This window comes from Ferrovum sp. JA12 (assembly GCF_001431705.1).
Lineage (GTDB): Bacteria > Pseudomonadota > Gammaproteobacteria > Burkholderiales > Ferrovaceae > PN-J185.
Window position 1 is genome coordinate 891,781 of record NZ_LJWX01000001.1, and the last position, 24,511, is coordinate 916,291.

Consider the following 24,511-nt stretch of genomic DNA (forward strand, 5'->3'; position numbering starts at 1 on the left):
AGGGAACCTTTCGAATAAAGGAGGAGGAGCCTTTAAGCAACTGGTTTAATGGCAGCGCTGGCTGCGTCAACAGTGGCTTTGATACTAGCATCAGTGAAACTTGCAACTTGCTTTGCTGTTTTAGTCACTCCGTCTAGGGCTGCAGTGGTTGCGGCCACGGAAGATTTCAATGCAGCAATGGCTACGTCAGCACCGGCAGGAGCAGATTTCACTGCTTTATCGATATTGCTAGTTAAAGATTGGTTTAAACTGGCAATATGGTTCTCTACCAAAGCGCTAATTTGAGCTTGTGCGTTGGTGGTTACATCATAAATGCTACGTGCATAACCAGTTGATTTTTCAACTAGTTTTTCATTAATCTGGTTGCGAACAGTGGTTAACGCTTGGGCGTCACGGGCTTCACCTAAATTTTTCAAGGTATCGCTTATGTGGGCAAAGTTTTCTTTACCGGCTTCAAGATTTAAACCCATAAGACGCTCTACGGTGTCCATAGAAATTTTAGCCATTTGTAGTGCAGAGTTAAGCATAGATTTGTTAAACTCAGTGTAGTGTTCGTTTGCGTTAAACATGGTGTTACTCCTATTCAAAAAATGTTCTTTGTTAATATGAATTAGGTCGGTACACCATATTGTGCACCGCACAATTGTTAATTTACCTAATGTCAATTACGTTGTCAATGTTTTTTTTGCAACGCAACAAAAAATATTTTTTATATAAGTGAATTAATAGTCACGAATATATTGATTAATACAAACAAAACTTGATTAATTTGATACCATATTATCATGCTTTTTGTGTAACGCAACATTTTTTTGACGTTTTGCAACATTTTTGAGGCTTGTTATGACGCAAATTGTAAGATTAATAAAGAAGTATCCTAATCGTCGGCTCTACGATACAGAAACCAGCAGTTACATAACCCTGACAGAGATAAAACAACTTGTTATTGATCAGGCTGAATTTCAAGTACTCGATGCAAGAACCAATCAAGATTTAACACGTAGTGTCTTAATGCAAATTATTTTAGAAGAAGAGTCGGGTGTCTCTCCTTTTTTTACTGCAGACATGTTATCGCAGATGATTCGCTCTTACGGCAATACGATGCAAGGATTCATGGGGAATTACTTTGAGCAAGGAATGAAAGCTTTTGTGGAATTACAAAAGAAGGTTCAAGATCAATCCCTGCAATTTAAAGATCCTAATAAGACTGCCGTGGGTAATGAGATATGGCAGCAATTTTTGAATGCTCAAGCGCCGGCTATTCAAGGGTTAATGGGCAATTATTTAGAACAAACAACAAATATGTTTGTGGATATGCAAAATCAAATGCAAAAACAGGCACAGACTATCTTTGGTGCGTCTCCATTTCCCTTTAATCCGCCAGGTTTTAAGGAACCCTTAACCCCCCAGGATGAAGTAGAGCCAGAGCCCAAGGACCATTCCACTCACTTTACCTCAGATAAACATCATGAGTAACCCCACGTTTGGGAGTAATCCAAGTAGCGTCCCTAAGAACCCGAAGGTGGGTTTTGTTTCACTGGGTTGCCCTAAAGCTCTCGTTGATTCAGAGCAAATCTTAACGCAATTGCGCGCTGAAGGATATCAAATCTCTGGCAGTTATCAAGAAGCTGATATTGTTGTGGTGAATACCTGCGGATTTATTGATTCGGCTATTGATGAATCCCTGGAGGCCATTGGTGAAGCCCTTGAGCAAAATGGTCGAGTTATTGTGACGGGATGCTTAGGAGCGAATCAAGAAAAAATCAGGCAAGCTCACCCCGGTGTTCTGGCTGTGACAGGTCCCCATGATAAACAAGCCGTCATGGAGGCTATCCATCAAAGTTTACCCGCTGTGCATGATCCGTTCATGGATTTAGTGCCTCCACAGGGAATTAAGCTAACGCCTAATCATTACGCCTATTTAAAAATAAGTGAAGGATGCAATCACCGATGTACCTTTTGTATCATTCCATCTTTACGGGGGGATTTGGTCAGTCGTCCCATTCATGAGGTGATGCAAGAAGCTGAAAACTTAGTTAAAGCCGGCGTGAAAGAGCTATTGGTTATCTCTCAAGATACCAGCGCTTATGGTGTTGATATAAAATATCGAACTGGTTTTTGGAATGGTCGCCCTAGAAAAACCCGTATTACTGAATTATGTGAAGCCTTAGGTGAGCTAGGGGTGTGGGTGAGATTGCATTATGTCTATCCCTACCCCCATGTGGATGAACTCATTCCCTTGATGGCTTCGGGTAAAATATTGCCTTATCTGGATATTCCCTTGCAACATGCCAATCCAGAGATACTCAAAGCCATGAAACGTCCTGGAGATATTGAAAAAACCCTAGATCGTATTCATTCCTGGAGAAAAATTGCGCCAGAGCTCACCCTCAGGAGTACCTTTATCGTCGGGTTTCCTGGGGAAACTGAGGCGCAGTTTAATGACCTATTGTCTTTCTTGAAGGCAGCACAATTGGACCGTGTGGGATGTTTTACCTATTCTCCTGTGGAGGGGGCAGCTGCCAACAATATTGGACAATTTATTGCTGATGAAATTAAGTTAGAGCGCCAAGAAAGATTGATGAGCTTGCAACAGGAAATCAGTGAGCAACGTTTAAGATCCTGGATAGGCAAAAGACGACAAGTGCTAGTCGATGAGGTTGGGGAGGATTGGGCGATTGCACGAAGCGCCAGTGATGCTCCGGAAATTGATGGATTGGTTTTTATCCATCCTCACGAGGCGCTCAAGGTAGGACAATTAACCCACGTGTTGATTGAGGATACAAAAGAGTATGACTGTATTGCGAGAAAAGTAGAATAGTTCGTTCAATTACCATGAGGAGAGGGGAAATGACTAAAGAGGTTGTTGTATTAAGTGCTGCTCGTTCAGCAATTGGAGCGTTTGCTGGGTCACTGTCAGGGTTTGAACCGGGGGTGTTAGGAGGGATAGTCTTAAAAGAGGCAATCAGTCGTGCCAAAATTGACCCACAACACATCACTTATGCCACCGTAGGTAACACCATTCCTACCCATTATCGTTTTCCCTATCAAGCACGAGTAACTTGCATTGAAGCGGGAATGTCCATGGACTCCACGGCCTTTGCAGTGAATCGTTTATGTGGTTCTGGTTTACAGGCCATTGTATCCACGGCCCAAAGTATCATGTTAGGTGACGCAGAGTTTGGCGTAGGGGGTGGGGTTGAGGTGATGTCTGCTGGCGGTTATTTATCTCCAGCCATGCGTTTTGGTGCACGCATGGGCGATACGCAAATGCTGGATATGATGGTGGCCGCACTCACGGATCCCTTTGGTGTAGGACATATGGGAATTACTGCTGAGAACGTTGCCACAAAATGGAATATTTCCCGTGAAGAACAAGATGCTTTTGCTCTTGAATCTCAAAATAGAGCGGCTAAAGCCATTGCTGAGGGACGTTTTACATCACAAATTGTACCGATTACTATTAAATCTAAAAAAGGCGATGTAGTATTTGATACCGATGAACATCCAAGAAGTACTTCCCTTGAAAAGTTAGCCGCCATGAAACCGGCTTTTAAAAAAGATGGCTCAGTCACCGCCGGTAATGCTTCTGGTATTAATGATGGCGCATCCTTTTTAGTGCTCGCTGAGGCAACAGCGGCTCAGCGTTCTAACCTAACCCCCATGGCACGATTGGTCTCTTATGCTGTGGCTGGAGTACCCAGTCATATTATGGGTGAGGGACCTATTCCTGCCACTCAAGGTGCCTTAAAGAAGGCAGGACTTCGTTTGGATCAAATGGATGTCATTGAATCCAATGAGGCCTTTGCAGCGCAAGCTCTAAGTGTCATGAAAGGATTGGGGTTAGACCCGCAAAAAACCAACCCTAATGGGGGGGCTATTGCTTTGGGTCACCCGATTGGTTGCACGGGAGCCTTTTTAACCACTAAAGCACTGTATGAATTACAACGTATTAACGGTAAATATGCGTTAGTGACTATGTGTATTGGTGGTGGACAGGGTATTGCTGCTATTTTTGAAAGACTCTAGTCCCTAAAAAGAGTGCATGAATAAAATCTCGACCAATACACATTGGCCGGGATTTTATTCTTTGAAGGGGCCACTGAAGTCGCTCTCACGTTGATTTTAAACATAAATTGCCCTACCACTCTTCTCGTTCAGGAGGGGAAAGGATCATCAATTTTGACTAAAGAGGCTCTCGAAGGATTTGCTCGGTAATGATTTTGGCGCTACCAGCACTTAGCGTCCAGCCTAAAGTTCCGTGACCGGTATTAAAATAAAGCCCAGGTAATTTAGACTCACCAATATAAGGGTATCCAGAGGGCGTTACAGGTCGCAATCCTGTCCACGCGTTGAGTTGACTAAAATCTAATCCCTTAGGAAAGTATGCTTGACAACGCCGCACCAGAGAATCAACGCGCTTGTTATTTAATGTATCATCCCAACCAATAAATTCCGCGGTACCAGCAACCCTCAAATAATTACCTAAGCGTGACATGACTATCTTACCTTGATCATCGGTTAAACTGATGTGAGGGATGACAGAGGGATCGGTGATAGGTAGGGTAATGGAATATCCCTTAACTGGGTAGATGGACACCGACAAACCCAGGGGTTTAATAAGAGATATAGTCCTGATTCCTGTACATAAAATAACCCGCCCAGCCTCTAATTGTTCTTGGTTTTCAAGAACAATTCCTTGGATACGTCCTCTGCCACGAACAAAAGACTGAACAGTTGATTGAGTTAGAAACTTACCGCCCTTTGTTATAAAGTCCTGACATAGAGCCTGCGCCCAGGCTCTGGCATCCCCTGAAGCATCTTGAGGACAGTAGGTGGCACCAAAAATCGGTGTTGGACTGTGCTCTAACGCAGGTTCAAGGTGAAACAACTCCGATACACTCAAGGGATAGCGAGCATAGCCTAGGTCATTGATCACCTCTGCGTGATGGATCCCCAGGCGATAGGCTTCTTGCGTCGCATAAAGATGGATAATTCCTTTGTTTTGCTCAGCATAATCAATGTGTAATGTTTGTTGTAGTTCAAGATGTGCCTCGCGGGAACGCATGGCGAGTTTCAGCAACTGTTTCAAGTTATGATGATATCGTTGCGTCGTACCTTCACGCAAAAAGGAAAAGGCCCAGCGCCATTGGGCGAGGTCCCACCTTAAGCGAAACAAAATAGGAGATGTCTCGTCCCATAACGCGCGAAAGATCTGGGGGTAAGTGTCTTTAGAAGCCCAAGGCTCCACATGTCCATAGGAGAGTTGTGAACCATTGGCAAAGGAGGTTTCTTGTGCTGGGGCAGTGTTGTGATCCACAAGTGTCACAGTAAAACCAGCCTGTTGCAGATACCAAGCTGTATGGACTCCCACAATCCCTGCTCCAACAACAATAATTGATGAGGTACGACTCATATTATTAATATCAATGGGTTATTAGCTTTGTTTAATCTATTATTGTAGCAAACACTAAAAAGACTGAGTCCGTTATAATGAATGTTTTTTTGAAGGGGGAGACTGATAATGATTTTAGATCGTGTACCAGCAGGTAAAGATGTTCCTAATGATATTAATGTCATCATTGAAATTCCAATGAATGGCAGTCCTATTAAATATGAACTAGATAAAGAAACTGGTGCCATGTTCGTCGATCGATTTATGTCTACCGCCATGCATTATCCTTGTAATTATGGCTATATTCCTCAAACTCTGTCCGAAGACGGAGATCCTGTGGATGTGTTGGTGATCACTCCGATTCCTTTAATCACTGGCGTAGTAGTTCGTTGTCGTCCCATTGGTATGTTGAAAATGACTGACGAGGCTGGGGTGGATGCGAAACTGTTGGCTGTACCGGTAACTAAGTTATGTAATATTTATGATGCCATTCAAGAGCCTGCAGATCTTCCCGCTCTGACATTAAAACAAATCGCTCACTTCTTCGAGCATTATAAGGATCTTGAGGTCGGTAAATGGGTGAAAGTGGAAGGGTGGGAAGGCGTTGAGGCTGCCAGAGCAGAGATCTTGGCTGGGATAAAGAACTACTCCAAATAGAGGAAAACTTTATTCGGAGGCCTGTATGGGGATGATTGGCCTCCCGTCAGCTGTTTTAGGTATATCTTTCTTCCAAGCATGGCCATAGTTGATTTCAACGGTGACATCTAAGGTTGATCTCTGTTGATATTGAAGTTTTAATAACTCCCTTAGCCAAGGAGTGGGTCTTTTTAAGCTCTGTACCCGCTCCATGGCATAACCCAAATAAGTATAAAAATCGTGAATTAACAGATCATGATTGGTGAAGGTGAGCGTAATATTTTCACGATCCATAACGGGATGTTGAAAACCAAGATTAATCAGCGCGTCTCCCACATCGTGCATATCCACCAGTTGTTGTAAGAACTGGTGGGTTTTTATTTGATTGGGTATTTCTTTTAGGGTATCAGGACCAAAGTTAGAAAAAATTAATAAGCCATTGGGTTTGAGGATTCGTTTTGCTTCTTGCAAGACCTGGTTGCCCTCCACCACAGGCAATAAAAGATGGCAGAAGACCACATCAACACTGTTAGATTGAATAGCTAAGTACTCTGCATCGGAGCATAGGTAATGCAGAGTATTTTTTTGAGTTAAGCGCTGCCAGAGATTGTGTTTGGGACCTCTGCAGGACTCTAACATTAACCAAGACATATCTACGTTAATTAATTGAGCTTGAGGAAAGAGGGTGAGTAATTCGCGATTACCCCAACCAGGTCCTGAACCCAGATTAACGATGATTGCGGGGGAGATGTTAATGAATTCAAAATGCTCAATCAGACGTTGTGCAATATCTTGACTCCAACTCAGAGATTGTTGGGCATCAATTAGCCTCTGATCGGACTTTCTAAAGCGCATTTCCGCCATGGCTATTAGGCATTTTCAGCGTGCAGTCCTAAGCGCGCGAAGAGCTCCTGGTCTCTTAGTACGTCAGGATTGCCAGTGGTCAGTAACTTTTCACCATAAAAAATAGAGTTTGCCCCAGCAAAAAAACATAACGCTTGATGAGCATCGCTCAATTGCTCCCGTCCTGCAGACAACCTGACTCTTGAGTGAGGCATGAGAATTCTGGCCACAGCAATAGTTCGAATAAACTCAAAAGGGTCCAGTTCCTCTATGCCATGTAAGGGGGTTCCCTCTACTTGAACCAGAAGATTGATTGGAACGGACTCGGGTTGCGGTGTAAGACTGGCTAATTCATGCAATAGACCCGCGCGCATGGCTCTAGTTTCACCCATCCCCACAATACCACCACAGCATACATGTAAGCCTGCATGGCGTACTGCTTGAAGGGTATCAATACGATCTTGATAATCTCGGGTTTTGATGATTTCTTCGTAAAATTCCGGGGCGCTATCTATGTTGTGGTTATAGTAGTCCAATCCGGCGGCTTTGAGCTTCTCTGCTTGATGTGGTTTTAACATACCTAAGGTGGCGCAGGTTTCAAGACCTAGTCGTTGAACTTCGATAATCATATCAATGACTTGATCAAGATCTTTGTCCTTAGGTGAGCGCCATGCGGCGCCCATACAAAAGCGGCTCGCTCCTGCATTTTTAGCCCGTTGTGCCGCCTCACGTACTGCCTCCACACTTAGTATGGCAGAGTTAGCCACTTGCGTTGGGTGACGAATAGATTGAGGACAATAGCCACAATCTTCTGGGCACCCACCTGTTTTGATGGACAATAAAGTGGACAGTTGCACGCCATTGGCGTCAAAGTGCTGACGATGCACGGTATGGGCTTGAAAGAGTAGGTCATTAAATGGAAGCTCAAAAAGAGCTTCAATGGCTAAGCGCTCTTGAATCTTGTTTTGTGAAGCAACGTGGCCGATTGAGCTCACAGGGTTATCAACTAACTGAGTCATAATCTATATCTTTATGCAAAAACATCTAACATATTGTCAAATTATTCTTGGTTTGTCCATGTTGACGGATGAGTGGTCCAATGAGATATGGGTTGCCCCATAGGGAAGCTTAGTGGTTTAATTCAATGTTTCAGCATAAGAGTCGCCACAACACAGATGTTTAATTTAATTCTTTTTCAGCCAGAAATTCCTCCCAACACTGGGAATATTATTCGATTATGTGCGAATACAGGGACACAATTGCACCTGATTAAACCCCTTGGTTTTCAATTGGATGATAAACAATTAAAACGAGCTGGACTTGATTATCATGAATTTGCAAGCTTATCCTTGTATGACAATTGGCAAGCCTACCTAAGCACTCATCCTCGGCAACGTATCTTCGCTCTCACCACTAAAGGAAGTGGTCATATGCATGATCATCAATTTTTAAAAGACGATGCGTTTTTAATGGGGCCTGAAACGCGGGGATTGCCGCCAGACATATTGGAGCAATTTTCGCCAACAATGAGAATTCGTTTACCGATGTTGCCAAGTAGCCGTAGTCTTAACTTGGCTAATGCAGCAGCGGTCATTGTTTACGAGGCATGGCGTCAAAATGGTTTTAGAGGCGCGTAATCCCTAACTTTCTCGTTTGGGCTCTCTATTTAACAGTGATAAAAGCGCCTGTTGAGGAGTAATCTGCTCATTGAGTAGGGCTTCAACCATCCTGCTTATGGGTAGATCAATATGATATTGGTTAGCAAGCCTCATGACTTCAAGCGCTGCCCCGACTCCCTCTGCTACGTGGCCTAAGCTCTTTAGAATAGCTTCCAAACGTTGGCCTTCGGCTAATAGTTTGCCCACCCGGTAGTTACGGGAGAGTGGTCCTGTGGCAGTTAACACAAGGTCTCCCAACCCTGAGAGTCCCATAAACGTTTCACTTTTACCACCCATAGCCACCCCAAGACGACTGATTTCAGCAAGTCCACGGGTAATGAGAGCTGCGCGCGCGTTGTGCCCTAGTTGCAGACCGTCGCTTAACCCCGCAGCAATTGCAATAATGTTCTTCATGGCCCCGGCGATTTCTACGCCAACAATGTCCTCGCTGGCATACAAACGCAAGCGGGGATGGTGCAGTTCTCGCATTAGTTCTTGAGCTAAGTCAATATTTTTTGCGGCGAGGGTGACTGCGGTAGGTAAACCCTTGGCCAGTTCTTGCGCAAAACTGGGTCCCGAGAGGACGGCGCATGGATAATCAACTCCCAATATCTCTAGTCCAATTTGATGGGCGAGATAACCGGTTTTGGGCTCAAAACCTTTACAGGCCCAAATGATAGGAACTTGGGTGAGGGGATGGATTGCTTCAAGGAGAGATCTCAATGAAGCGATGGGGGTCGCTATAATGACAAGCTTAGCGGATAGAAGCGCTTCATTGAGGTGGGTGCTCAGTATCAGGTTATCGGGAAGAGGGATACCTGGTAAATACAGTTTGTTTTCACGCTCACGCTGAATGTTCTCAAGCGCGTCAGGGTCCCTTCCCCATAGTGTTGTAGAGTGGCTCTGGCACAAATGAATTGCCAAAGCGCTTCCCCACGCACCATGCCCTAAAATAGTGACTTTCACTTTTATTGAGTAACGTGTGCGCTATCTGCTTCAGAATGGGTATTTTGTGCTTTACGTTGCTGATAAAGCGCTTCAAAATTAACTGGATTTAGAATCACAGGAGGAAAGCCTGCGCGGACCACGAGATCAGAGATGACTTCTCTCAGGTACGGGAATAGCATGTTAGGACAGGTAACATTCAGCACAATATCCATATCCTCTTGTGGAAGGTTTTCGATGCGAAATACTCCGCCTTGGGTAGCCTCAACCAAAAACATGGTCTTTTCTTTCAATTTGGCTGTCACGGTAACTTTAACAGTGGTATGGTACAGCCCAGTCTCCAAAGCGTTATGCTGATTAGTGAGTTCGACTTGTAGCTGGGGGGTGTCTCTTTCTAAAAAAATCTGTGGAGCATGGGGGATTTCAAGTGAAGCATCCACCACGTAAAATTTTTCCACTGCAAAAACAGGTTGTCCAATTGCGTCTGACATAGTTAATTTCCTATTGGGTTTGTAAAAGTGGCATTAATTTACCTGATTTATCGAGTGCAACTAAATCGTCGTAGCCTCCAACATGGGTAGCTCCTATGAAAATCTGGGGAACTGTTCTGCGACCAGTGGCTTCCATCATGCGGGATCGTTCCTCAGGGTTTTCATCAATTTGTATTTTCTTTATTGCGCCAACCCCTTTACTTTTAAGAAGGCGCTCTGCCATAACACAGTAGGGGCAGTAGCCCGTGGTGTACATCAACACATCACTCATGGATAACTCCTTAATTTTCGTTAACTAGTTGTTTTGTTAACAGGTAAACTGGCTTCAATCCAAGCAGTAATACCGCCCTTAAGAATAAGGATGTCAGTAAACCCTGAATTTTTCAGTGCGTTAATAACCTTTGACGCAACGCTGCCTGCCATTGGAATAATAATGACCGGCCGAGAAGAAAAACGTTTCATCTCCTTAATCTGCTGCTCTAATTGGTCGAGGTCAAGGCGTTTAGATTGAGGAATATGACCTAGGTCAAAGTCCTGTTGCTTACGACAATCCAGGATCAGAGCATGTTTCTGATTAATTAATTGCGTTGCTGTGAGCGGGCTAATTTGGTTTTGTTGGCCAAGGAGCGACTGAATTTCAGGCCAGAGTAGCATGATTGCACTGGCGGCAACTAGAACCACTAGCGCAAGATGTGAAGTGATAAATTCCAACTTGAGTCCCTATCTTAGTCTGAAAAAAGATTATTTTACCAGAGCGTCAATGAATTTTTGATTAAACTTCATCGCTGACCTGTTAAAATATAATATTGACTATTAAATATTTAAACACATTTATGAAGAAACTCATCTTATTGCGCCACGGACAAAGTCAGTGGAACGATGAAAATCGATTTACAGGATGGGCCGACGTGCCCTTGACAGAGGCTGGGTTAAAACAAGCAAGCCAAGCTGGGAAATTGATGAAAGAGGCTGATTTGTTCCCGGATATAGCTTATACATCACTGCTTAAACGCGCCATTAAAACACTTTGTTTATCCCTTGAAGAGATGGATAGGCTTTGGATCCCAGTAACCAAGGATTGGCGCCTTAACGAGCGTCATTATGGTGATCTACAGGGGCTCAATAAAGCTGAGACCGCTGACAAATACGGCGAGGATCAAGTACTCATTTGGCGTCGCAGTTATGATATTCCGCCTCCTTTGATAGCCATTAATGATGCACGCTACGAGATCGTTGATCCACGCTATGCTCATGTATCTAGAGATCATTTTCCCCGTGGTGAGAGTCTTCAAGATACCGTAAAACGGGTTCTTCCCTATTGGCATTCGGATATCGCTCCGGATATTCATGCCGGCAAGCAAGTGTTAATTGTAGCCCATGGCAACTCGATTCGGGCCTTGTTTAAGCATCTGATGAGAATTGACGAAAACAGCATCGTCTCAGTTAATATCCCCACAGGAATACCTTTGGTGATTGAGTTGGATGAAGAACTAATGGGTACCGCCCATTATTATCTTGGTGATGCGCAGGAAGTCATGAAACAACAGCATGCCGTAGCAGCACAGGGCAAAGCAACAGTTTAAATGAAACGACTTGTTTGTTTGATGATGGGTTTGCTGTGGCTATCGGTAGCCACAGCGACCCCCAAACATGATTTAAATCATGTACAAAAACAAATACATCAATTAAAAAAAGATCTCAATCAAACCCAGCATAATCGAACTGTAGTTCAACACCAAATCAGGCAGCTTGAAGCTGCCATCAACGCCAGCGCAAAAAAACGCTATCAGCTTCAGTTGCGCGAAACACAACTCAGGCAAACCGTCGCAGATTTAGAACGAGAAACTCAGCAGGCAAGTTTAGAACAAAGCGTTCATCAATCAAATTTGGGTGCTTTAATCAATCAGCGCTATGAACATGCCCTATCTGTGACCAAGGAAGAAGAAGTACAAACGGATCCTCAATTCTGGTTGCGTTTAGAATATTTATCGGCTCTGGCACAAGACCAAGATGTGGCAGCTAGGCTAGCCTTATTTCGGGCAACACGCCTAGAAAAAATTGCACAACAACAAAAAATTAAAGTGGATGAGCTAAAACAAGTTGAATTAACTTTCAAGCAACAATCTCTGGTTTTAGAGAAACAGAAAAAGACCCGTGATCAGTTGTATGCAGAATTGTCTAAAACTGAGCAAGGACAACAGCAACGATTAGATAATTTAATTAAAAATGAAAAGGCCTTAACACAACTGGTCAGATTGTTAGAGAAAAAAGCACAACAACGCTCCGCTAGGCTCCACAGGAAAAAAATCCAGCATAACAATCAGAATTCTTCGCCATTGCCTGAGGGAAATATAGGAAAAAATACACTTTTACCCACGCCAACGGAGGCTAATGATGTCTTTCAACGGTTAAAGGGCCACTTACATTTGCCCCTTGTGGGGGAACTTGGTAACCGATTTGGTAGTCCACGTTTAGATACTGGTTTAACTTGGCATGGTATTTTTATCAGGGCGAAAGAGGGGCAACCTGTCAAAGCGGTGGCCACAGGTCGTGTAGTGTATGCTGACTGGTTGCGTGGTTTTGGAAACTTAATCATCATTGATCATGGTTCAGGATATATGAGTCTCTATGGTGATGCTCAGTCTATAGTGGTGAGTTTGGGGCAAGAGGTGATGATGGGCGATACCATCGCCACCAGTGGTCGATCAGGCAGTAATTCTCAAACAGGGATATACTTCGAACTACGATATCAAAGTAAGCCTTTCGATCCATTGAGTTGGGTTGGAGGACGTTAATTAAATAAAGAGGAATGTTATGGGGAGTCATTTTAAAAAAGTAGGGTTAGTATTAATGGGTGCATTAATCGGTTTCGCCCTAACTCTGAATTTTTCTGCGGTAGCGGATCGCTCCGCTTCAGTTAGTAACGGCTTGCCAATCGATGAGCTGAAAGCTTTCACTGAGGTGTACGGACGCATTAAATCTGATTATGTGGAGCCTGTTGATGATAAACAGTTACTCAAACAAGCCATCATTGGCATGGTATCTGGCTTAGACCCCCATTCAGCTTATTTGGATCAAGAGGCTTATAAAGAACTGCAACAAGGCACTCAGGGTGAGTTTGGTGGCTTGGGTATTGAAGTGACCATGGATGATGGTCTCGTTAAAGTGGTGACCCCTATTGATGACTCTCCTGCCTCAAGAGCAGGTCTTAAAACAGGAGACCTGGTGTTTAAAATTGATAATGCAGCCGTTAAGGGTATGACGCTTAATGATGCAGTGAAGCGTATGCGCGGAAAACCAGGCACTAGTATTGTGTTGACCGTGTTGCGTAAAAACACTCCCAAACCTCTCACTTTTACTTTGGTGAGAGATATCATTAAAACCAAAAGCGTTACCATGACTACTCCTGAAAAAGGCTATGGGGTCATTCGCATCAGCCAGTTTCAAGAGCGTACCGGTGAAGATTTGGCTAAAGCCATTGATGATCTGTACAAGAAAGACAAAGGCCATGTCAAAGGTATCGTCCTCGATTTAAGAAATAATCCGGGGGGCTTATTAAATGCGGCGGTTGGTGTGGCTGCCTCTTTCTTGCCCAAGGATACTTTAGTGGTGTACACGGAAGGGCGCATTCCTGATGCAAAAATGCGCTTAACGGTTGCGCCACAAAATTACCTACTTTCCGCCAACAGTCCAGACTATATTGAAGGTGAGCCAGAGGCTGCACAACAAGTACCTCTAGTGGTGTTAGTCAACGGTGGGTCGGCTTCTGCCTCTGAAATTGTTGCTGGGGCGCTGCAAGATCAGCACCGTGCAACCATTATAGGTACGCAGACCTTCGGTAAAGGCTCTGTACAAACCATTTTACCCCTTGGTAATAACACGGCATTAAAGCTAACTACGGCACGCTATTTCACCCCAAGCGGACGTTCCATTCAAGCAAAAGGTATCGCTCCTGACGTGGTTGTGGCTGAACCGGGTGTGATTGATGAGGCCTTTGGTCTTCATGAGGCAGATCTTGAGGGTCACTTAGCTAACCCTAACGATGGCAAGAAACCGGTTGTTACGGCAAAAACTAAGGACGTCCCAGCCACGATGGATCAGATTCATCAAATGGGTAAGAAAACCAATAAGACAGCTAAAACAGACGGCAAAAAAGATGTTCAGTTGGAAGAGGCCTTGTCTTATTTGAAACAACATGCTAACGCTAAAAGATAGTATTTAAATGAATGAAGTACTCGGTGACGAGGATTTACTGCGTTATTCTCGTCACATTCTTCTCAATGAAGTGGATGTGGAAGGGGTTAAGCGAATCAGGAATTCGAAAATTCTGATTGTCGGGGTGGGAGGATTAGGTTCCATTGCGGCGCTCTATCTTGGGGCGAGTGGGGTGGGCGAAATCAGTCTTGTGGATGATGATAAAGTTGACCTCACTAACTTACAAAGACAAGTTGCCTTTTCCACACAAGATATTCAAGAAAATAAAGCGATAGCCTGCCAACAGGCAATTCAAAGAATTAACCCTGCTGTGATTGTTAAGGTTTATGCAGAACGCTTCACGGCAAGTTTGGGTGCAATGGTTTTGCCATCTGTAGATGTGGTACTCGATTGTTCAGATAACTTCACCACTCGACACCTCGTTAATCGTTTATGTGTTCAATATAAAATCCCCTTAGTCTGCGGAGCAGCTATTCGATTTGATGGACAGTTAACTGTGTTCGATGCGCGGGATGGAGAGAATCCTTGTTATGAATGTTTGTTTCCTGATAACAATCACAGTCAAGATGAAGCCTGCGCTACCATGGGAGTTTTATCACCATTAGTAGGGATGATTGGGAGTGCGCAGGCTATTGAGACTTTAAAACTGTTAGCCGGAGTCGGACAGAGCTTGGTGGGTCGCCTTGTGCTATTTAATGCTCTAAATTGTGATACACAGACAATGCACTATCGACAGGATAAAAATTGTAAGGTGTGTGTCAAATCAACCTAGCTCTTAGGTGCGGTAGAGGTCAGAGTAGGCTTGTAGATCCCAGCGTGGATAAATTGAAAAACTGTGGTTAATAGGTGGTTTTTGTTGAAGCAGTATTTTTTGAGCGCCGGCAAAGGCAATCATCGCGCCATTGTCTGTACATAAATGCAGGGGCGGATAAAATACCTCACCACCAAGCCCTCTGATGGTGGTGCCGAGGCGCTCCCTGAGTTTTAGATTGGCACCAACCCCTCCTGCAATTACCAACTGTTTTAATTGAGTTTTTTCAAGGGCTTTTGCCGCCTTAGAGCATAGGGTGTCTACAATGGCTGCTTCAAAGGAGGCGGCGATATCCGCGTAATCTTTTTCTGTATGTTGTGCCACCACTAGGGATACGGCGGTTTTAAGCCCACTAAAACTCATCATTAAATCACCGCTGTGTATCATTGGTCGGGGAAAGTTAAACCGCTGGTCATTGCCCAAGGTAGCGAGTTTTGCAATATGCGGACCACCAGGGTAAGGAAGTCCCAAAAGTTTGGCTGTTTTGTCAAATGCCTCACCAGCAGCATCATCCACGCTCTCTCCTAATAACTCATAACGCCCTGGAGAATCCACTCTCATGAACTGGCTGTGACCTCCTGAAACAAGTAAGGCTACAAAAGGAAATTGAGGGGGTGTAGTGCTAAGACAAGGGGATAACAGATGCCCCTCTAAATGATGAATGGGAAGGGCTGGAATATCTAATGCAAAGGCGAGGGCTTCAGCCACGGAGGCGCCCACTAATAGAGCTCCGGCCAGTCCAGGTCCCGCTGTGTAGGCGATTGCTGATAGATCAGACAAAGCACAATTGGCCGTTTGCAAAGTATCTTTAATGAGAGGGGAGATCCGTCGAATGTGATCGCGTGAAGCGAGTTCTGGTACCACACCCCCATATTCATTGTGTAATTTGATCTGTGAGTGAAGATGGTCAGCCATCAAACCGAGATGGCTATCATAAATAGCAATACCAGTTTCATCACAGGAAGTTTCAATGCCAAGTACTCTAACCATGCTAAAAATCGAGATAAAATGAAGATTCTAACCTGTGTAGTGACAAAACTCGAGTTTTAATGTTAAAATTAGAGTTTTTAATGATTACTTTTCCGAGGATTGAATGCCAAACATTCGTGTTAAAGAGAACGAACCCTTTGATGTAGCCATGCGTCGCTTCAAGCGTGCAGTTGAAAAAACAGGCCTGTTAACCGAATTACGTGCTCGTGAGTTTTATGAAAAACCCACTGCTGAGCGTAAACGTAAGCTAGCCGCTGCAGTAAAACGACGTTATAAGCGTTTACGCAGTCAAATGTTACCCCCAAAGTTGTTTTAGATTGGTTGAATAATGTCCATGGCAGGGCTTAAAAATCAAATCACTGAAGACATGAAGAGTGCAATGCGCGCTCGAGACAGTGAGAGACTTGGGGCCCTGCGTTTGCTCTTGGCGGCAATCAAGCAAAAAGAAGTTGATGAGAGAGTTGATGTGGATGATGTGGCAGTTCTCTCTATTTTGGAAAAAATGCTTAAGCAACGTCGTGATTCGATAGATCAATATACCAAAGCCAATCGTATGGATTTGGTGGAACAAGAAGCCTTTGAAGTCACTGTTCTTGAAAAATATCTTCCAGCGCCCTTAACTGAAACTGAAATTAATGATCTCGTCAAACAGGCAGTGGCCGAATCTCAAGCCAGTGTGATGTCTGATATGGGAAAGGTCATGGCTATCCTTCGACCTACAGTGAGTGGGCGCGCTGACATGGCTAAAATATCCCAACTTGTTAAACAAGTACTTGGCACACATTAATTATCAACACTAGGAGAGACGGGTGATTCCGCGCGATTTCATCCAGACTTTGCTATCCAGAGTCGATATTGTAGACACGATTGAACGCTATATTCCATTAAAAAAGGCTGGTAGTAACTATGTTGCTCGCTGCCCCTTCCATCAAGAAAAAAGTCCCTCTTTTTCAGTTAGTCCTGTAAAACAGTTTTATTATTGTTTTGGCTGTGGCGCCACTGGCACGGCCATTAGTTTTGTGATGGAGTATACCGGTGCAGACTTTGTGGAAACTATTGAAGAGCTCGCCTCTCAAGTGGGTCTTGAAGTCCCGCAAAGTCAAGCACATGAATTTCAGCAGACAAAAGAGCAAGATCAATTCACTTCACTGTATGATCGATGTCACACTGCTATGCTCTATTATCGTGAGCAGCTCAAGCTCTCAGCAGAGGCCATTGAATATCTAAAAAATAGAGGTTTGTCAGGTGAAGTGGCGGCTCGTTTTGGCCTAGGTTTTGCTCCTAATCAGTGGCGTAATCTTGAGGGTTTGTCTCCTGTTTATAGTGATAACTCATGGGTGGATTCGGGGTTGGTCGTTCAAGCCGACGAAGGCAAGCGCTATGACCGTTTTCGTGGCCGTATTATGTTTCCTATCCTCAATGCCAAAGGGCAAGTGATTGGGTTTGGTGGACGAGTTATCAAACAGGATGAACCTAAGTACCTGAACTCTCCGGAAACAGCTATTTTTGAGAAGGGTCACGAATTATATGGCCTATCGCAGGCCAAAGAGGCCATCCGCGAACGCTCCCAAGTAATTGTTGTCGAAGGTTATATGGATGTTGTGGCGCTGTCCCAATGGGGCGTGCATTATGCTGTGGCAACACTGGGTACAGCTACCACGGCAACCCACTTGCAAAAGTTGATGAGACTCGCGCGACGTATTGTCTTCTCTTTTGACGGAGATAAGGCGGGCAGAAGAGCTGCAAAAAGAGCATTTGAGGTGGGGCTTCCTTTGTTGCAAGACGGGAAAGAGTTCACTTTTCTGTTTTTACCAGAGGGGGAAGATCCTGATAGTTTTATTCGGGTTAATGGTAAAGAGGCTTTTGAAAGAAAAATTGAAGAGGCACTTCCTTTTTCAGAGTATTTCTTTGAGGTTATTCGTGAGGACGCGGACATAGCTACTATGGAAGGCCGCGCTAAGGTGCTAACACAAGCCAAAACCTATCTAGAGCAAATCAAGGCTCCTGCTATGTCGATGTTACTTCGTGAAGCAGTGGCTAAGCAACTTGGTGTGTCCATAGATTTAGTTAAAAGCGTGGTAGGTGAAGTGAAAGCAGTGCCTACCGCTACCAGATCTCCTTTGGTGCAACGGCGCGATCAACCGATGAGTCTTGCTGCGCGAATGATGGTGGCACTGATCATTGATCCGAGCTTACTTGAGCGTTGCGGTTACCCAGGACATACCCTCAAAGGGCAGGATGAAGAGGCACTGATGACGGTGGTAAATTTATTACGTGAACAAAGTGGCACCATTTCTCCTCAAGGGCTACTTGAATTATTGCGTGGCCATGACCAGTTTGTATTAGTAGAGAAAGCCATTAGACGCGAATGGATCGCCCTCGAGCATACGCCTCAAGAGGAACTAGATGGATTTTACCAAGATGGCTTATTACGTCTTGAGGATGCTTATGTTGCAACGAGGGTTCAAGAACTGATGAAATTTTCACGAGAGAGGTCCTTGAGTGAGTTGGAACTTGTTGAATTGCAAAGACTTTTATCGCTTAAAAAGAAAGGTTAGTTACCCCTATGTGTGGTATAATTTAAAGCTTTCTTTATTTGATTTTAACTATAAAAAGGGGTGTCACTGATTATGGCAAACGATAACTCTAAGTCCGAATCCCGCCAAACTGATCTGGAAGAACAAAGGACACGCCTAAAAAATTTAGTGGTACTAGGTAAAGAGCGTGGATTTCTCACTTACGCAGAGATTAATGATCATTTACCTGATGACATGCTAGATGCTGAACAGATCGAGTCTGTTATCGGGATGATTAATGACATGGGTATTGCCGTCTATGACGAGGCCCCTGACAGTGAACAGCTATTGATGTCTGATGCTCCTCCAGCGGTCGCTGATGAGGATATCGTGGAAGAGGCGGAAGCGGCTTTATCTTCCGTCGACTCTGAGTTTGGCAGAACCACTGACCCTGTGCGTATGTATATGCGTGAGATGGGTACTGTTGACCTTCTTACTCGAGAAGGTGAAATTGAAATTGCTAAACGTATTGAAGATGGCTTGAAGCACATGATTCAGGCCATTTCTTCTTGTCCCTCCACCATTGATCAGGTATTGGAACTCGCTGACAAAGTTGAGCGAGATGAACTAAGAGTTGATGAGGTTATAGATGGTCTAGTGGACCCCAACGGCGAAGAGGAAGAACTTGAAGCGCAAATGATGTCTAGCGAAGAAGAGTTAGACATTGAAGAAGAAGGTGAGGATGGTGAAGGTGGTGCCATTAGTAACGCCAATCTCGAGCAACTTAAGGCTGATGCCTTAGCGCGTTTTGCCTCCATTCGTCGTCTTAGTAAGCGCATGAAAAAAGCCTTGGCTGAAAAAGGGACACGTAGTAGAGCCTATAAAGATTTGCAAGAAAGTATTTCGCAAGAGTTGATGGGTATTCGCTTTACAGCCAAACAAGTTGAAAGCCTTGCTAATGGATTGCGTCATTTGGTGGAACGCGTTCGTCAACACGAAAAAGAAATTATGAAGTTGTGTGTGGATATGTCTGGTATGCCCCGTAATCACTTCATCAAATCTTTCCCTGGTAATGAAATCAATACTAAGTGGATAACGGATGAGGCTTCAGGGCGTAAGGCTTATAGCACAGCATTAACTAGGTTGAAACATAATGTTGTTGAACAGCAAGAGAACTTATTAGCTATACAGAGAGATGTTGGTTTACCTATTAAGGATTTGAAAGAAATCGCTCGTCAAATGTCCACAGGTGAGGCACGTGCTCGTCGGGCTAAACGCGAAATGATTGAAGCTAACTTGCGTTTAGTGATTTCTATTGCAAAAAAATACACCAACCGCGGTTTACAGTTCTTGGATCTTATTCAAGAAGGAAACATTGGTTTAATGAAAGCAGTGGATAAGTTTGAATACCGACGAGGTTATAAATTCTCAACTTATGCCACTTGGTGGATTCGCCAGGCTATTACTCGATCCATTGCGGATCAAGCTAGAACCATTCGTATTCCTGTGCATATGATTGAAACTATCAATAAGATGAATAGAATCTCTCGTCAAATTCTGCAGGAAACAGGTATTGAACCAGATCCAGCGGAGCTAGCGCAAAAAATGGAAATGCCTGAGGACAAAATCAGAAAAATCCTTAAGATTTCTAAAGAACCTATTTCGATGGAAACTCCTATTGGCGATGATGATGACTCCCATTTGGGTGATTTTATTGAGGATACAGCAACCTTAGCGCCTTCTGATTCAGCTCTTTATGCCAGTCTGAGAGAGGCCACTAAAGATGTTTTAGATTCATTAACGCAGCGTGAAGCTAAAGTGTTAAGAATGCGTTTTGGTATTGAGATGAATACAGATCATACCTTAGAGGAGGTGGGGAAACAGTTTGACGTCACCCGTGAGCGGATCCGTCAGATTGAAGCCAAAGCTCTGAGAAAACTGCGACATCCGTCACGCTCGGAAAGATTAAGAAGTTTCATCGATAATAATGAAAGTTAATCGGGTAGCAAGATAAAAAACTGGTGAGAGGATCATAACAGTTAAAATTCCCGATCGTGATGAAGTCAAAACTCATCAAATCAGCACTTTGTTTTTGATGATTGCTGGCAATGTTGTATAATAAACAAGTTATATGGGCCGTTAGCTCAGTTGGTTAGAGCAGAGGACTTAAGTACGGTCGACCTAAAGCGCACGCTATGGTCGACAGTGAATGGGTTGCATGTGAGTAAGTTAGCTCTGCTGGCATGTAGAACTACTCAAATTCGGGGAAGCCTGTGCTGTAAAGCGTGGTAATCCCGAGCCAAGCCTCTTAGCATTAAGAGGAAGGTGTAGAGACTGTACGGGTAGGTCGTAAAGACAAGAGACAGTCCAGACTACAAACTGGAAACAGGCAGTGAAAGCTGTAGTAGTAAGCATAATCCTTTGGTCCGGGGTTCAAGTCCCTGACGGCCCACCAAAACTAAGGACTCAGACATTCTCTGAGTCCTTTTCTTTTTCCACAAACCCCGCGCACTGTGGCTTAATTTCCAATAGGTTGCGGACTTCTCATCTCACCACTGCCCTCAATCTCTGCGGCTATTCTCTCTCCATGGAGGGATATTCTCCGGCGACTCTCTCAAGCCCTCCAAGTCGAAGTCCGCAAAGGTCAAAAATTACCTCCTTTATTTTCAGAGAATTACGCGCAGACTCGGATAATCGGTTTGAAGGGAAAATGGGTAAGCAATCTATTCATTTGCCATGCTGTGAGCCACCCATACCAACGGTGAATCAACCGCCATATCGAATAGGATCGCATCGTCTGGCAGCGTATCATCCAAAATCGCCATAATTATCTACGGAGGTAGCAAGGTTAGGTTGATCATCTAGGGCATTATAAAAGCTCTCAATGAGGCCAGCAACCGAGGTGTCAGCATCTCTATGCTCTTAGAGTCCTCAATGGGTCACGGCGGAAGCATCAACATCGACATAATCGGAAAGATGAGAACATTGGTTCCACCAGCACAACTCTTTGCGTGGCAAGACAAGACCGAACTATTTATTGATGGTCGGATGTATGCAAAGGTTGCTATTGCAGATGGCGTAGTGTGTTTCATCACGGGCGCGAATCTGACGGGGCATGCAATGGAGAAAAATATGGAAGCTGGGGTGCTCCTCATCTCCGGAGGACGTATCCCCCAATTACTCGACCAGCATCTGTGTTCCTTGATCGACACAAAAGTGATCTCGCCAGTCTGAGTTTTCCCTGATCCAATGAAGCATTTAGCCGCCACTGAACATGCTCTGATCTTTTGGATGTAAATGGGTGTGTTTTTGGATAGCGCACTTGAAATGGGTGTAATTGGGTGTATCATTGGTTCCATGATTAAAACCGACACAATCCATATCACCCCGGACATTCTGTCACTGATCGCTAGAATTGATGAATTCAAGGGGGCTTGGCGTGCCTTGGGGACGCTCTCCCCCGACAGGCTGTCTGCCCTGCGCCGCGTTGCCACTATCGAAAGTATCGGCTCGTCAACCCGGATTGAGGGCAGTAAATTGTCCGACCGCGAGGTCGAGCGATTGCTGTCCAACCTGCAGATCAAAAACTTCACCAGTCGTGACGAACAAGAGGTGGCAGGCTACGCAGAGGTCATGGAGCTAGTTTTTTCGTCGTGGAAAGACATCACATTCACCGAAAACTATATTAAGCAGTTGCACCAGAATCTTCTCGTTTACAGCGAGAAGGATGTATGGCATCGCGGCAACTACAAGACCACATCCAATAGCGTCGCCGCCTTTGATGAAAACGGCACACAGCTTGGGATCGTGTTTCAGACAGCTTCACCTTTTGACACGCCACGTTTGATGAACGAATTGGTGACATGGGTGCAGGAAGAACGCGATTCAAAATACCTGCATCCGTTACTCATCATTGCGGTGTGGGTCGTCGTATTTCTGGAAATTCACCCGTTTCAAGACGGCAACGGTCGCCTTTCGCGCGTGCTCACAACCCTGTTGCTATTGCAATCAGGCTATACCTACGCGCCCTATAGTTCACTGGAGAGCGTCATCGAGCAAAGCAAGGAAGCCTACTATCTGTCACTACGTCAAACCCAAGGGACGATTCGCAGCGATGCCCCGAACTGGCAACCATGGCTGGTGTTTTTCCTACGTTCGCTGACCGAGCAGGTCAAGCGACTGGAAAAGAAGGTGGAGCGCGAAAAACTGGTGCTGGCCACCTTGCCGGAACTTTCACTGCAAATCGTCGAGTTTGCCCGCGAGCATGGTCGCGTCACGATTGGCGAAGCAATTAAACTGACCGGTGCAAGCCGCAATACACTCAAGCAACATTTCCGCACGTTGATTGAACGCGGACACTTGAACCAGCACGGTAGCGGACGGGGTGTCTGGTACGAGCTTCGCTGAAACACTCAGTCTAGGAGGCGGGTTCAATTCTGATCTCCGCAATTGAACCCGCGTCCGCATCCACTCTACCGGCAACGAAACAACCGGCGATTTTCTTGTTAAGATGCTTGCCGAATAAGGGGTTAAGGGGTTTTGGTAGGTTTTCGCAGCGGCCCGCAATAGCTCGCAGGCGTTGGGACAACTTAAATTGACACGGGGTTGCGTCCCACCACCAATATAATAAGCCAGCCTAGTGCTTTTATTTTTTGTATCCCCTGAAGCCCCAGTAACGGCGGTGACGTATCAAGGTGGTATTTTACCTTGGCAACTGCTGGTGAATTCCGCCTGCGCCTGTCGCATTCCTCTCTTTTCTACCTTTGACCTTTGGTTAAACTAAGGTTGCACCATCGCGTTTATGGGGGTTGTAGGGCTGTGGTTGTGAGTTAAGCTTGCACACCAGTACCCGTTAAAACAGCAACTACATATTGAAATTGCCAAACACCTTTCGTTGTTCCGCTCAGTTTCGCGACAATTCATGATTCTTCAGCCAATTGATGTTCAGCATTTTTGGTTGCTTGCCCACGAGGATGTCGCGCACCAGACGCGCGCGCTCGGTTTGATGAGTCGTTGGGCCGCCTGCCCCGAGGGGCTTTGCCGGCTTCATCGCGGGACCAAGCTTGTAGACGAAGTGGTCCACATCTGTTGCGGTTAGTTCTAAGGCTGGACGGTCCAGTCTTTGGCAGGAAAGGAGGTCAACATCTTGAATTCATTAAGGGGATTTTAAGATAACTTACTCCGTTACTCTCTGGGGTAGGTATTTTACCCGCACGAATATTCAATTGAATGGCAGGGAAGATGAGTTTGGGTAAGGTTAGAGTTTTGTCACGATTATTTCGAATAGTCACAAACTCTGTTTCGCTGACGCCACTGTGAAGGTGGATATTTTTTTCTTTTTGTTCTTTAACTGTAGATTTGTGTTGAAGGGTCTGTCTGTTTGGTGGAGGATAATCATGGCACAAATATAATAAAGTGTCATCGGGATATGACAGTATTTTTTGTACTGAATGATATAATTGTTTTGCATCACCACCCGGAAAATCACAGCGGGCGGTGCCCACGTCTGGCATAAATAAAGTATCCCCTACAAAAATAGTGTCGCCGATTTTATAAGCCATACAAGCTGGAGTATGACCCGGAACAGACAAAACTTCTAAGGACAATTCACCAAAATTGAGAACATCTTTATCTTTCAATAGATAGTTAAAGTCTGACCCATCAGTTGGAAAATCATGACTAAAATTAAAAATAGATTTAAATACTTTTTGAACTTCAGTGATTTTTTCGCCAATAGCGATGGGAGCAGTTGTTTCTTCTTGGATGTAATGACCTGCACTAAGGTGATCTGCATGAGCATGGGTTTCAAGAATATAGTCTACAACCAGCCTCTCAGAACGAATAAAGTTTAATAATTCATCCGCAGACTCGTAAGTAATATGCCCTGACTCTTGTTGAAAGTTAAGCACCGGATCAATGATGACACAATGCAGATCACGTGAGGAATATACCACGTAAGAATAAGTCCACGTCCCTGGATCAAAAAATGATTTAACGACGTGGTTATCCAT

The 24,511-nt window shown here is 44.6% G+C and carries 26 protein-coding genes; 16 read left to right on the forward strand and 10 right to left on the reverse strand.

The features are described 5' to 3' along the window. Window positions 1–32: 32 nt before the first annotated feature. Window positions 33–569, reverse strand: coding sequence for a phasin family protein (locus tag FERRO_RS04625; protein WP_056929664.1), 537 nt, complete (start codon window positions 567–569; stop codon window positions 33–35). A 274-nt stretch (window positions 570–843) separates the two neighbouring features. Here FERRO_RS04625 and phaR point away from each other — a divergent pair, with 274 nt between their 5' ends. Genes phaR through FERRO_RS04640 form a run of 3 tightly spaced genes read left to right on the forward strand, consistent with a single transcriptional unit; the run spans window position 844 to window position 4,029 of the window. Then, a complete protein-coding gene (gene phaR / locus FERRO_RS04630; RefSeq protein ID WP_082601178.1) occupies window positions 844–1,476 on the forward strand; it encodes a polyhydroxyalkanoate synthesis repressor PhaR in 633 nt (210 codons plus the stop codon). Further along, window positions 1,469–2,821 carry a 30S ribosomal protein S12 methylthiotransferase RimO gene (rimO, locus tag FERRO_RS04635; RefSeq protein ID WP_056929665.1) on the forward strand — a complete coding sequence of 451 codons (1,353 nt, stop codon included), beginning with the start codon at window positions 1,469–1,471 and terminating at the stop codon, window positions 2,819–2,821. The genes phaR and rimO overlap by 8 nt, the downstream gene beginning before the upstream one ends. A gap of 29 nt (window positions 2,822–2,850) precedes the next feature. Further along, window positions 2,851–4,029 (forward strand): acetyl-CoA C-acyltransferase family protein, encoded by a 1,179-nt coding sequence (locus tag FERRO_RS04640; protein ID WP_056929666.1) that lies wholly within the window; start codon window positions 2,851–2,853, stop codon window positions 4,027–4,029. A gap of 157 nt (window positions 4,030–4,186) precedes the next feature. On the opposite strand, the gene FERRO_RS04645 is transcribed toward FERRO_RS04640, so the two are convergent. Then, complete coding sequence (locus FERRO_RS04645; protein WP_056929667.1) at window positions 4,187–5,416, reverse strand: D-amino acid dehydrogenase; 1,230 nt, start codon at window positions 5,414–5,416, stop codon at window positions 4,187–4,189. A 108-nt stretch (window positions 5,417–5,524) separates the two neighbouring features. On the opposite strand from FERRO_RS04645, the gene ppa reads away from it, so the two are divergent. Next, on the forward strand, window positions 5,525–6,052 hold the full coding sequence (gene ppa / locus FERRO_RS04650) for an inorganic diphosphatase (protein WP_056929668.1): 528 nt from the start codon (window positions 5,525–5,527) through the stop codon (window positions 6,050–6,052). 9 nt (window positions 6,053–6,061) lie between these two features. Here the strand turns inward: ppa and FERRO_RS04655 are convergent, their stop codons facing one another. Beyond that, on the reverse strand, window positions 6,062–6,895 hold the full coding sequence (locus FERRO_RS04655) for a methyltransferase domain-containing protein (RefSeq protein ID WP_056929669.1): 834 nt from the start codon (window positions 6,893–6,895) through the stop codon (window positions 6,062–6,064). A 5-nt stretch (window positions 6,896–6,900) separates the two neighbouring features. Beyond that, entirely contained in the window at window positions 6,901–7,893 is a 993-nt protein-coding gene (gene bioB, locus FERRO_RS04660) for a biotin synthase BioB (protein ID WP_152975698.1), read from the reverse strand. 156 nt (window positions 7,894–8,049) lie between these two features. Here bioB and trmL point away from each other — a divergent pair, with 156 nt between their 5' ends. Further along, window positions 8,050–8,511 (forward strand): tRNA (uridine(34)/cytosine(34)/5-carboxymethylaminomethyluridine(34)-2'-O)-methyltransferase TrmL, encoded by a 462-nt coding sequence (gene trmL, locus FERRO_RS04665; protein WP_056929671.1) that lies wholly within the window; start codon window positions 8,050–8,052, stop codon window positions 8,509–8,511. A 3-nt stretch (window positions 8,512–8,514) separates the two neighbouring features. On the opposite strand, the gene FERRO_RS04670 is transcribed toward trmL, so the two are convergent. The 4 genes from FERRO_RS04670 to FERRO_RS04685 are packed head-to-tail and all read right to left on the reverse strand — an operon-like array spanning window position 8,515 to window position 10,679. Further along, complete coding sequence (locus FERRO_RS04670) at window positions 8,515–9,498, reverse strand: NAD(P)H-dependent glycerol-3-phosphate dehydrogenase (protein WP_056929672.1); 984 nt, start codon at window positions 9,496–9,498, stop codon at window positions 8,515–8,517. Between the two features lie 2 nt (window positions 9,499–9,500). Continuing rightward, the gene (secB, locus tag FERRO_RS04675) at window positions 9,501–9,968 is read right to left on the reverse strand and encodes a protein-export chaperone SecB (protein ID WP_056929673.1); all 468 of its coding nucleotides are present in this window, start codon (window positions 9,966–9,968) and stop codon (window positions 9,501–9,503) included. Between the two features lie 10 nt (window positions 9,969–9,978). Further along, on the reverse strand, window positions 9,979–10,239 hold the full coding sequence (gene grxC, locus FERRO_RS04680; protein WP_056929674.1) for a glutaredoxin 3: 261 nt from the start codon (window positions 10,237–10,239) through the stop codon (window positions 9,979–9,981). A gap of 20 nt (window positions 10,240–10,259) precedes the next feature. Further along, window positions 10,260–10,679 carry a rhodanese-like domain-containing protein gene (locus FERRO_RS04685; RefSeq protein WP_056929675.1) on the reverse strand — a complete coding sequence of 140 codons (420 nt, stop codon included), beginning with the start codon at window positions 10,677–10,679 and terminating at the stop codon, window positions 10,260–10,262. Window positions 10,680–10,801: 122 nt separating this feature from the next. Here FERRO_RS04685 and gpmA point away from each other — a divergent pair, with 122 nt between their 5' ends. The 4 genes from gpmA to FERRO_RS04705 are packed head-to-tail and all read left to right on the forward strand — an operon-like array spanning window position 10,802 to window position 14,955. Then, window positions 10,802–11,551 (forward strand): 2,3-diphosphoglycerate-dependent phosphoglycerate mutase, encoded by a 750-nt coding sequence (gpmA, locus tag FERRO_RS04690; protein ID WP_056929676.1) that lies wholly within the window; start codon window positions 10,802–10,804, stop codon window positions 11,549–11,551. After that, window positions 11,552–12,763, forward strand: coding sequence for a murein hydrolase activator EnvC family protein (locus tag FERRO_RS04695; RefSeq protein WP_056929677.1), 1,212 nt, complete (start codon window positions 11,552–11,554; stop codon window positions 12,761–12,763). A 19-nt stretch (window positions 12,764–12,782) separates the two neighbouring features. Beyond that, window positions 12,783–14,183 (forward strand): S41 family peptidase, encoded by a 1,401-nt coding sequence (locus tag FERRO_RS04700; protein WP_056929678.1) that lies wholly within the window; start codon window positions 12,783–12,785, stop codon window positions 14,181–14,183. Window positions 14,184–14,190: 7 nt separating this feature from the next. After that, a complete protein-coding gene (locus tag FERRO_RS04705; RefSeq protein ID WP_056929679.1) occupies window positions 14,191–14,955 on the forward strand; it encodes a HesA/MoeB/ThiF family protein in 765 nt (254 codons plus the stop codon). Window positions 14,956–14,958: 3 nt separating this feature from the next. Here the strand turns inward: FERRO_RS04705 and tsaD are convergent, their stop codons facing one another. After that, on the reverse strand, window positions 14,959–15,984 hold the full coding sequence (tsaD, locus tag FERRO_RS04710) for a tRNA (adenosine(37)-N6)-threonylcarbamoyltransferase complex transferase subunit TsaD (protein ID WP_056929680.1): 1,026 nt from the start codon (window positions 15,982–15,984) through the stop codon (window positions 14,959–14,961). Between the two features lie 103 nt (window positions 15,985–16,087). Here tsaD and rpsU point away from each other — a divergent pair, with 103 nt between their 5' ends. The 7 genes from rpsU to FERRO_RS10175 all read left to right on the forward strand — a co-directional run bounded on the left by rpsU (window position 16,088) and on the right by FERRO_RS10175 (window position 23,283). Further along, complete coding sequence (rpsU, locus tag FERRO_RS04715; RefSeq protein WP_056929681.1) at window positions 16,088–16,300, forward strand: 30S ribosomal protein S21; 213 nt, start codon at window positions 16,088–16,090, stop codon at window positions 16,298–16,300. 18 nt (window positions 16,301–16,318) lie between these two features. After that, entirely contained in the window at window positions 16,319–16,771 is a 453-nt protein-coding gene (locus FERRO_RS04720; protein ID WP_082601199.1) for a GatB/YqeY domain-containing protein, read from the forward strand. 22 nt (window positions 16,772–16,793) lie between these two features. Next, on the forward strand, window positions 16,794–18,542 hold the full coding sequence (dnaG, locus tag FERRO_RS04725) for a DNA primase (protein WP_056929683.1): 1,749 nt from the start codon (window positions 16,794–16,796) through the stop codon (window positions 18,540–18,542). 72 nt (window positions 18,543–18,614) lie between these two features. Then, window positions 18,615–20,498, forward strand: coding sequence for an RNA polymerase sigma factor RpoD (rpoD, locus tag FERRO_RS04730; protein WP_056929684.1), 1,884 nt, complete (start codon window positions 18,615–18,617; stop codon window positions 20,496–20,498). Between the two features lie 873 nt (window positions 20,499–21,371). After that, window positions 21,372–21,734 (forward strand): phospholipase D-like domain-containing protein, encoded by a 363-nt coding sequence (locus FERRO_RS04735; protein ID WP_275044306.1) that lies wholly within the window; start codon window positions 21,372–21,374, stop codon window positions 21,732–21,734. A 123-nt stretch (window positions 21,735–21,857) separates the two neighbouring features. After that, on the forward strand, window positions 21,858–22,907 hold the full coding sequence (locus tag FERRO_RS04740; protein ID WP_056929808.1) for a Fic family protein: 1,050 nt from the start codon (window positions 21,858–21,860) through the stop codon (window positions 22,905–22,907). 232 nt (window positions 22,908–23,139) lie between these two features. Next, entirely contained in the window at window positions 23,140–23,283 is a 144-nt protein-coding gene (locus FERRO_RS10175; RefSeq protein WP_160318102.1) for a hypothetical protein, read from the forward strand. A 355-nt stretch (window positions 23,284–23,638) separates the two neighbouring features. Here FERRO_RS10175 and FERRO_RS04745 read toward each other — a convergent pair whose 3' ends face one another. After that, window positions 23,639–24,511 (reverse strand): MBL fold metallo-hydrolase, encoded by an 873-nt coding sequence (locus FERRO_RS04745; protein ID WP_056929685.1) that lies wholly within the window; start codon window positions 24,509–24,511, stop codon window positions 23,639–23,641.